The sequence below is a fragment of the Streptomyces sp. NPDC055099 genome, from assembly GCF_053607685.1.
Genome location: NZ_JBSGUA010000004.1, coordinates 661,081 through 669,515, shown reverse-complemented (window position 1 = coordinate 669,515; position 8,435 = coordinate 661,081). Strand labels below are relative to the sequence as shown.

Sequence of the window (8,435 nt, the reverse complement as noted above, 5' to 3'; positions counted from 1 at the left end):
AACGACACCTCCAGGGCCTCGACGGCGCCGGCGGCCGGGGCGGCCTCCACCGCGGCGCTGTTGGGCTTGACCGTGATGACCGGCGTGCCCTTGGAGACCCGCGACTTGGTGGTGTAGGAGGCGGCGAACGCCGACTGGGTGGCGACCGGGCCCTCATCAGAGGCCTCCAGGTCGACGGCGTCGGTGATGATGCCCGAGCCGATACGCACCGCCAGACGCGCCGCGATCTCCTTGCCCTCCGCCGAGGAGGGCACCAGCACGGCGGCCGGGGACACCGCCTCGTAGGCGGCCTGCAGCGCGTCCACCTTGGGCACCACCAGGTAGTCGGCGAGCTCGGCGGCGTCGTTGGTCAGCACCTTGATGGCGCCGTGCTCGGCCAGCGCGCCCGCGGTGTCCGCCGCGCCGTTACCGAGGGCGAGGGCGACCGGCTCGCCCAGGCGGCGGGCCAGCGTCAGCAGCTCCAGGGTGGGCTTGCGGACGGCACCGTCCACGTGGTCGACATAGACGAGAACTTCAGCCATGGGATTGCAATCCTTTACAAAGACGAGGAAGCGGGAAGGGGGACGGCGGGGCTCAGATGAACTTCTGGCCCGCGAGGAACTCGGCCAGCTGCTTGCCGCCCTCGCCCTCGTCCTTGACGATCGTGCCCGCGGTACGCGCCGGACGCTCGGTGGCCGACTCGACCTTCGTCCAGGCCCCCTCCAGACCCACCTCCTCGGCCTCCAGGTCCAGATCGGACAGGTCCCAGGCCTCCACCGGCTTCTTCTTCGCCGCCATGATGCCCTTGAAGGACGGGTAGCGCGCCTCGCCCGACTGGTCGGTCACCGACACCACCGCCGGCAGCGACGCCTCCAGCTGCTCGGAAGCCGCATCCCCATCCCGGCGGCCCTTGACCACACCATCGGCCACGGAGACCTCGGACAGCAGGGTGACCTGCGGCACGCCCAGACGCTCGGCCAGCAGCGCCGGCACCACACCCATCGTCCCGTCGGTGGACGCCATGCCCGAGATCACCAGGTCGTAGCCGGCCTTCTCGATCGCCTTGGCCAGCACCAGCGACGTGCCCAGCGCGTCCGTGCCGTGCAGATCGTCGTCCTCGACATGGATGGCCTTGTCCGCACCCATCGACAGCGCCTTGCGCAGCGCGTCCTTGGCATCCTCCGGACCCACCGTCAGCACGGTGATCTCCGCGTCGTCCGCCTCGTCGGCGATCTGCAACGCCTGCTCGACCGCGTACTCGTCCAGCTCCGACAGCAGGCCGTCCACGTCGTCCCGGTCGACGGTCAGGTCATCGGCGAAGTGCCGGTCGCCGGTGGCGTCAGGCACGTACTTCACGGTGACAACGATCCTCAAGCTCACGCCGGCTCTCCTACCTGGGTGTGGTTCGTTATGACGACGGTATGGCACTCAGTACCCCCTGTAAAGGTACGTAGTGCCAGACTGGCCCTCACGATGCTACGTTCCCCGCATGACTGAGGCGCGCGGACCAGCGAAGAAGGCCCCCATGCGGGAGGTGCTCGCCAAGGCGGCGTTCCAGCTGTTCCTGGAGAGGGGCTTCGAGCAGACCACGGTGGACGACATCGTGGCGCGGGCCGGGGTCGGGCGCCGCTCCTTCTTCCGCTACTTCCCGTCCAAAGAGGACGCGGTCTTCCCCGACCACGAGAGCTGCCTGGCCGACATGACGGCCTTCCTCGAAGCGGCCGACGGCGCCGACCCCGTGGACGCGGTGTGCGACGCGGCCCGGATCGTGCTGCGGATGTACGCCACGAACCCCGAGTTCTCCGTGCAGCGCTACCGCCTCACGCAAGAGGTCCCCGGCCTTCGTACGTACGAACTCTCCGTGGTGCGCCGCTACGAACGCACCATGGCCGGCTACCTCCGCGGCCGTTACGCCGACGCCGAGGACGGCTCCCTGCGCGCCGAGGTGATCGCCGCCGCCGTGGTCGCCGCGCACAACAACGCCCTGCGCTCCTGGCTGCGTTCGGGCGGCGACGGTGACGCCGAGGCGGCCGTGGACCACGCGCTCGAACTCGTACGGGACGGGTGGGGGAGCGGCGCCACAGGCGGGGACGGAGCGGCCGGCGGCGCCGATGAGGAGGTCGTCGTCATGGTGGTCTCCAAGCGTGCCCCCATGTGGCGGGTGGTCCAGCGCGTCGAATCGGCCCTCGGCCAGGACTGAGACTCGGCCAGGGCTGCGCCCCGCCCGGGACTGAGCCCCGGTTCGGCGGCCGAACGAGAAGGAGCGAGTAGCACTCAGTACCTTTACCGATTGGCACTCAGTGCCATATGGTGCGGATGCGTCGACGCCGAGCGTGGCGCAATCCGAGCCGAGTGCAGGTCAATGCAGGGGGTCGAGACGTGTCCCAGCAGGAATTGAGCATCGCGCCGACAGAGCACGAGCGAACCGGCATGATCTACCAGCGCTGCCGATGGTGCGGCACCGCGTCCTTCCGGCGCATGCTGTGCCCGGTGTGCGCGTCCAGCGATCTGGAGTCCGAGCGCAGTGACGGCGAGGGCGTCGTCGTCCAGTCCAGTGTGGTCAACCGCTACACCGGCACCGCACGCAACGAGTCCCTCGTCCGCTTTCCCGAGGGCTTCGTGTTCCGCTGTCGTGTCGTGGGCGCCTCGCCGCATCTGGTGTGGGTCGGCGCGCGCGTGCGGCCCGTGGCCGGGTCCGACCCGGAGACCGGGGAGGCCGTCTTCGAGCTCTGCGAGACGAACGCGAGCGACGACTGGTAGACCCGCACCGCACAGCCGGAGTGCTGTGCGGCCGGAGTGCCGAGGGGTCAGTTGACGCCGCGCTCGCGGCCCTCCCAATAGGGCCCGCGCAGCTTGTACTTCTGGAGTTTTCCGGTGGCCGTGCGGGCCAGTTCCTCCCGGAACTTCACCGAGGTCGGCGCCTTGAACCCGGCGAGGTGCTCCTTGCAGTGCCGGATGAGCTCCTCCTCGGTGGCCTGCGCGCCGGGGGCGAGCACGACCAGAGCCTTGATGGTCTCGCCCCACTTCTCGTCCGGCACCCCGATGACCGCGACCTCGGCGACCGCGGCATGGCTGAACAGGACGTCCTCTACCTCGATCGACGAGACGTTCTCACCGCCGGTGATGATGACGTCCTTCTTGCGGTCGCTGATCGTCAGATGGCCGTCCGCGCCGATCGTCCCGCCGTCGCCCGTGTGGAACCAGCCGCCCTCCAGCGCCTTCGCGGTCTCCTCCGGCTGCTCCCAGTAGCCCTCCAGGATCACGTTCGAGCGGGCGAGGACCTCGCCCTCCTCCGACGTACGCAGCGTGACGCCCAGCGCGGGGGCGCCGGCCTGGACCAGCTTCTCCGCGCGCTGCTGCGAGGTGAGGCCGTCCCATTCGGCGCGGGTGCGGTTGATGGTGAGCAGGGGGGAGGTCTCGGTGAGGCCGTAGATCTGGATGAACTCCCAGCCGAGCTCCGATTCGACCTGCTCGACCGTCTTGGTGGGCGGCGGCGCCCCCGCGACGATGATGCGCACCCGGTCGCGCCCCGGGATCTCCCCCTCCCACGTCCGCGCCGCGGCGAGCACCGCGTTGACCACGGCGGGTGCCGCGCACATCACCGTGACGCCGTGCTCGGCCACCCGGCGCAGGATCTCCGCGCCGTCCACCTTGCGCAGCACGATCTGGCGCGCGCCCATGCCGGCCATCGCGAACGGCATGCCCCAGCCGTTCGCGTGGAACATCGGCAGGGTGTGCAGATAGACGTCCCGGTCCGTGACCCCGGCGTGCAGCGCGAACGTCAGGGCGTTCACCCAGATGTTGCGGTGCGTGATCTGAACGCCCTTGGGGCGCGCGGTCGTTCCGCTGGTGAAGTTGATGGTCGCGGTGGCGTTCTCGTCGTGCTGCCAGGGCTCGGGCTCGGTGTCGAAGCGGTACAGCTGCTTGTCGGCGTCCGCTCCCAGCGTGTAGCGGTGCTTGCAGGTCACCCCGGAGAGGCGGTCCTCCAGTTCGGGGTCGACCAGCAGGACACTCGCGCCCGACTGGCCGACGATGTACCCCACTTCTTCCGCCGACAGACGGAAGTTGACCGGCACGAGGACCCGGCCGTGGCCGCTGACGCCGAAGAACGACGTCAGCAGCCGGGCGCTGTTGGGCGAGACCACCGCCACGCGTGCGCCGTGCGGCACCCCGAGCGCGTCCAGCCCGGCGGCCTGGGCCCGCGCCAGCTCACCCACGCGCCGGTAGGTGAGCCCTTCCCAGGGCTCGGCCGGCTGAACGGGTTCGTCGACGATGCCGATCCGGTCCCCGTACACGGTCGTGGCGCGGTCCAGAAAATCAAGGGCCCCGAACGGGACGAACATCCTGGCCTCCAGAAGCTCAGTCGATGTACGCCGCCTATCCGACCACGCCCCGGCGGAAACCGGACACCCCGACGCTAGGTTGCTTGGAGCCGTCGCAGGGACGCCACCAGTTGATCCACCTCCTCCGACGTGTTGTAGAGCGCGAGCGAGGCGCGGGCGGCCGACTCCAGGCCGTAGTGGGCGAGCGCGGGCTGGGCGCAGTGGTGGCCCGCGCGGACGGCGATCCCGTCGCGGTCGAGCCAGTCCGCGATGCCCGCCGGATCGTGGCCCGCGAGGGTGAACGTGAGGACTGCGATGCGCTCGGGCGCCGAACCGAGGACCTCCAGGCCGGGCACCGTGGCCAGGGCCTGCTGCGCGTACGTCATGAGCGCGGTCTCGTACGCGGCGACGGCGTTCCGGTCGAAGGACGTGAACCAGTTCAGCGCGGCAAGGAGGCCGACGACGCCCGAGATGTGACCCGTGCCGGCTTCCAGGAGGTGCGGGACCGGCGCGAACGTCGTCCGGGTGAAGTCGACCGACTCGATCATGTTGCCGCCGCCCTGCCACGGCCGCATGCCCCGCAGGATCTCCGGCTTGGCGTAGAGCGCGCCGATGCCGGTCGGGGCGAAGAGCTTGTGCCCCGAGAAGGCGTAGAAGTCGGCGTCCAGATCAGTTACGTCGACCGGGAAGTGCGCGACGGCCTGTGCCCCGTCCACCAGGACCTTGGCGCCGTAGCGGTGCGCGAGGGCGGTCATCTCCTTCACGGGCGGGACGGTGCCGAGGACGTTCGACGCGTGGCTGACGGCGACGAGTTGGGTGCGGGACGAGAGGAGGTCGGCGTAGGCGTTCTGGTCGATCGCGCCCTCGGGGGTCAGGGGGATCGGGACGACCCGGGCCCTGGTCTCCTTCGCGATCAACTGCCACGGCACGATGTCGGAGTGGTGTTCGAGGGTGGCCACCAGGATGTCGTCCCCGGGCCCGAGGTTGGCCCGCCCCCAGCTCTGGGCGACCAGATTGATCGCCTCGGTCGTGCCGCGCACGAAGACGATGTCGTCCGGTGAACCCGCCCCGAGGAACCCGGCGACCGCGGCCCGCCCCGCCTCGTACATCTGGGTCGCCTCGCGCGCCATCGTGTGCGCGCCGCGGTGGATGTTGGAGTTCGCGGCGCCATAGAAGGCGCCGAGTGCCTCGATGACCTGGCGCGGCTTCTGCGTGGTGGCGCCGTTGTCGAGCCAGACGAGGGGGTGGCCGTTGACGGTACGGTGCAGGATCGGGATGTCCTGGCGGGCCGCCTCGGGCGAGAACCCCGGGGGTTGCAGCTGCGGGAGGGCGCCCGGCGCGGTAGCCGTGGCTGCGGGGGGCATGTCCGTGCGGGCCATGGCCGTGCGGGGCACGTCCGCGGGTGCCACGTCCGGGAGCCCAGGGACGCCCGTCCCGAGCGTCGTTCCCGGGACGCCGGTCCCGAGCGTCGTTCCCGGGACGCCCGCCCCGAGCCTCGTGACGTCAGGAATAGTCATGGTAGTTGGACACCTCGACGTTCTGCAGGACGGCGATGGCGTCCTCGACCAGGACCGCGGCGTTGAAGTACGCCGTCATCAGGTACGACGTGATGCCCTTCTGGTCGACGCCCATGTTCCGCATGGACAGGCCCGGTTCGACCTCGTCGGGCACGCCCGAAGGCCGCAGGCCCACCACGCCCTGCTCGGCCTCGCCCGTCCGCATCAGCAGGATCTCGGTGGTGCCGAGGCCGGGACCCATGCCGCCCGAGAAGCGCACCTTGTCCGACGGGATCAGCGGCACACCGCGCCAGGTCAGGAGCGGGCTGCCGTAACGGTTGTCCGTCACCGGGGGCACGCCGCGCCGCGTGCATTCCCGGCCGAAGGCGGCGATCGCCCTGGGGTGGGCGAGGAAGAAGCCGGGCTGCTTCCAGACCCGCGTCAGGAGTTCGTCCAGGTCGTCGGGCGTCGGGGCGCCGGTGCGTGCCTGGACCCGCTGCCCGGCGGAGACGTTGTGGAACAGGCCGTGCTCCGGGTGGTTCAGGATCGAGGCCTCCTGCCGTTCCCGCAGCGCCGCGATGGTCAGGTTGGACTGCGCGCGGGTCTGGTCGATGGGCCCGTTGTAGAGGTCGGCGACCCGGGTGTGCACGCGGAGCACCGTCTGCGCGAGCGTCATGTGGTACTCGCGGGGCGCGTCCTCGTAGTCGACGAACGTCCCCGGCAGGTCCGGCTCCCCGACATGCCCGGCGGTCAGATCCACCGGCACCTCGGCGCCGGGCGTCATGGTGTCCCCGTCGCAGTACGCGGTGATCGCGCCGCCCAGCGCCTCGTCCCGGTCGGCGAGCTGCGCCAGCGCGCCGCGGTCCGCGCAGAGCGCGAGGCCGGGGGTGAGCGCCTTGACGCGGTACGGCATCGGCTCGCTCCTGGTCCAGGAGCCGAGGTCGAAGAACTGGCCGTCGCCGATGACTTCGAGCAGCGCGTCCTCGCCGTACCGGCCGGTCATCCGCTTCTCGGCCCTGCCGTGCACGACCACCCACAGCCGGTCGGCGGGGTCGCCCTCCTGGGCGAGCACCTGCCCGGCCTCGAAGGGGACCTCGGTGAAGGCGCCCGCCAGCTCCGCGAGCAGCGCGTCGTCGGCGTCACGGAGATAGGGGATCTCGCGTAAGTCGCCGGGCACGACACGCTGCGAGCCGCTCTCCTCGTACGTGGTGACGCGGTCGTCGCCGAGCACGAACGTCCTGCGCCGGTTCACCCGGTAGGTGCCCGACTCGACGTCCACCCAGGGCAGGGCGCGCAGGAGATAGCGCGGGGTGATGCCGCGCATCTGGGGGGTGGTCTTGGTGGTCGTCGCCAGTTGCCGTGCGGCATCCGGGCCGAGTGCGAGCCGGTCGTTCACTGGAACCTCCTGGAAGACGGTCTTTCGCGGTTGCCGCGAGGGCATCGGCGCCGATCGTCTTCGGGGTCGTTCCATGACCGCAAGTGGTTGTTTATGGGGGCTAGTTGAGAAAAGGCCGGAAATGGCCGGACAGTTGGCCGCACGCCCCTGGAACCACCATCCCAGGGCTCCTCCGGGGAATCGCTCCACACCGGATATCGGGCTCAAATCATCCCGATACCGGACCCAAGCACCCCTGAAAGGAGCGCTTATGTCTCGGGTATCGGGGTGAGGAGTCGGGAAGGATGGTTCCGGTGCGAGGGGTGGTCCCCTCCGTCTCACGAAGGGTGCAGCGATGACAGATTCGGTCCCTGGGCGGCTCACCGTCTCGCGGGCGACGCTCGACGACTGGCAGGTCGTCAGCGGCTGGGCGGCGGACGAGGGCTGGAATCCGGGCCTGCGGGACGCCCCCTCCTTCTTCGCGCAGGACCCCGAGGGCTTCTTCATCGGCCGCCTCGGCGACGAATCAGGTGAGCCGGTCTCCGCGATCTCGGTCGTGAACTACGACGAGCTGTACGCCTTCCTGGGGTTCTACCTCGTACGCCCGGACCAGCGAGGACGCGGTTACGGCCTCGCCACCTGGCGGGCGGCCCTCGCCCACGCGGGGAAGCGCACCATCGGCCTCGACGGTGTGGTCGCCCAGCAGGACAACTACCGCCGTTCGGGCTTCGAGCTCGCCCACCGCACCATCCGGTACGTGGGCCCCCTGCCCGGAGGCGGCCCGCGCCCCGCACGGGTCCTGCCGGTCGAGGCCGCAGGACTGCGGGCGATCACCGCGTACGACGCCGCGAGTTACCCCGCGGACCGCCCGCGCTTCCTGGAGTCCTGGCTGACGGCTCCCGGGCACCGCGCCCTCGCCCGGATCGTCGACGGCACCATCACCGGGTACGGCGTGCTGCGCCCGGCCCACGGCGCCCTGCGCATCGGGCCGCTGTTCGCGGACTCGCGCGCCGACGCGGAGGAGCTCTTCGACGCGCTGACGGCCGAGGCGGACGACACCCCCGTGGTCATCGACGTCCCCGAGACCCAGCCGCACGCCGTCGCCCTCGCCGAGGCCCGGGGCATGAAGCCCACGTTCCCGACCGCGCGTATGTACACGGGACCGGTGCGGGAGATGGCCGCGGAGCGCGTCTTCGGCGTCACCACGCTCGAACTCGGCTGATCCGCTGGGGGGCGGGCCCTCCGGGGGGCCCGGCTCCCTTC

At 70.7% G+C, this 8,435-nt stretch carries 8 protein-coding genes; 3 read left to right on the top strand and 5 right to left on the bottom strand.

The window, feature by feature from the left end; translation table 11 throughout:
* A partial coding sequence (locus ACWFRU_RS14455; protein WP_453686750.1) for an electron transfer flavoprotein subunit alpha/FixB family protein occupies positions 1–521 on the bottom strand: 521 nt, incomplete at its 3' end.
* Between the two features lie 52 nt (positions 522–573).
* Positions 574–1,359: an electron transfer flavoprotein subunit beta/FixA family protein gene (locus tag ACWFRU_RS14450; RefSeq protein ID WP_453686748.1), complete on the bottom strand. Its 786-nt coding sequence runs from the start codon at positions 1,357–1,359 to the stop codon at positions 574–576.
* Between the two features lie 109 nt (positions 1,360–1,468).
* Here ACWFRU_RS14450 and ACWFRU_RS14445 point away from each other — a divergent pair, with 109 nt between their 5' ends.
* Positions 1,469–2,179 carry a TetR family transcriptional regulator gene (locus ACWFRU_RS14445; RefSeq protein ID WP_453686746.1) on the top strand — a complete coding sequence of 237 codons (711 nt, stop codon included), beginning with the start codon at positions 1,469–1,471 and terminating at the stop codon, positions 2,177–2,179.
* A gap of 230 nt (positions 2,180–2,409) precedes the next feature.
* Positions 2,410–2,739 carry a Zn-ribbon domain-containing OB-fold protein gene (locus ACWFRU_RS14440; protein ID WP_453686820.1) on the top strand — a complete coding sequence of 110 codons (330 nt, stop codon included), beginning with the start codon at positions 2,410–2,412 and terminating at the stop codon, positions 2,737–2,739.
* A 47-nt stretch (positions 2,740–2,786) separates the two neighbouring features.
* On the opposite strand, the gene ACWFRU_RS14435 is transcribed toward ACWFRU_RS14440, so the two are convergent.
* The 3 genes from ACWFRU_RS14435 to ACWFRU_RS14425 all read right to left on the bottom strand — a co-directional run bounded on the left by ACWFRU_RS14435 (position 2,787) and on the right by ACWFRU_RS14425 (position 7,193).
* Positions 2,787–4,322 (bottom strand): AMP-binding protein, encoded by a 1,536-nt coding sequence (locus tag ACWFRU_RS14435; protein ID WP_453686744.1) that lies wholly within the window; start codon positions 4,320–4,322, stop codon positions 2,787–2,789.
* A 74-nt stretch (positions 4,323–4,396) separates the two neighbouring features.
* Positions 4,397–5,818, bottom strand: a complete 1,422-nt coding sequence (locus ACWFRU_RS14430) for a SufS family cysteine desulfurase (RefSeq protein ID WP_453686742.1) — start codon at positions 5,816–5,818, stop codon at positions 4,397–4,399.
* On the bottom strand, positions 5,805–7,193 hold the full coding sequence (locus ACWFRU_RS14425; protein WP_453686740.1) for a family 2B encapsulin nanocompartment shell protein: 1,389 nt from the start codon (positions 7,191–7,193) through the stop codon (positions 5,805–5,807). Before ACWFRU_RS14425 ends, ACWFRU_RS14430 begins: the two co-directional genes overlap by 14 nt.
* Positions 7,194–7,527: 334 nt before the next feature.
* On the opposite strand from ACWFRU_RS14425, the gene ACWFRU_RS14420 reads away from it, so the two are divergent.
* Positions 7,528–8,394, top strand: a complete 867-nt coding sequence (locus ACWFRU_RS14420; RefSeq protein WP_453686739.1) for a GNAT family N-acetyltransferase — start codon at positions 7,528–7,530, stop codon at positions 8,392–8,394.
* Positions 8,395–8,435 lie beyond the last annotated feature (41 nt).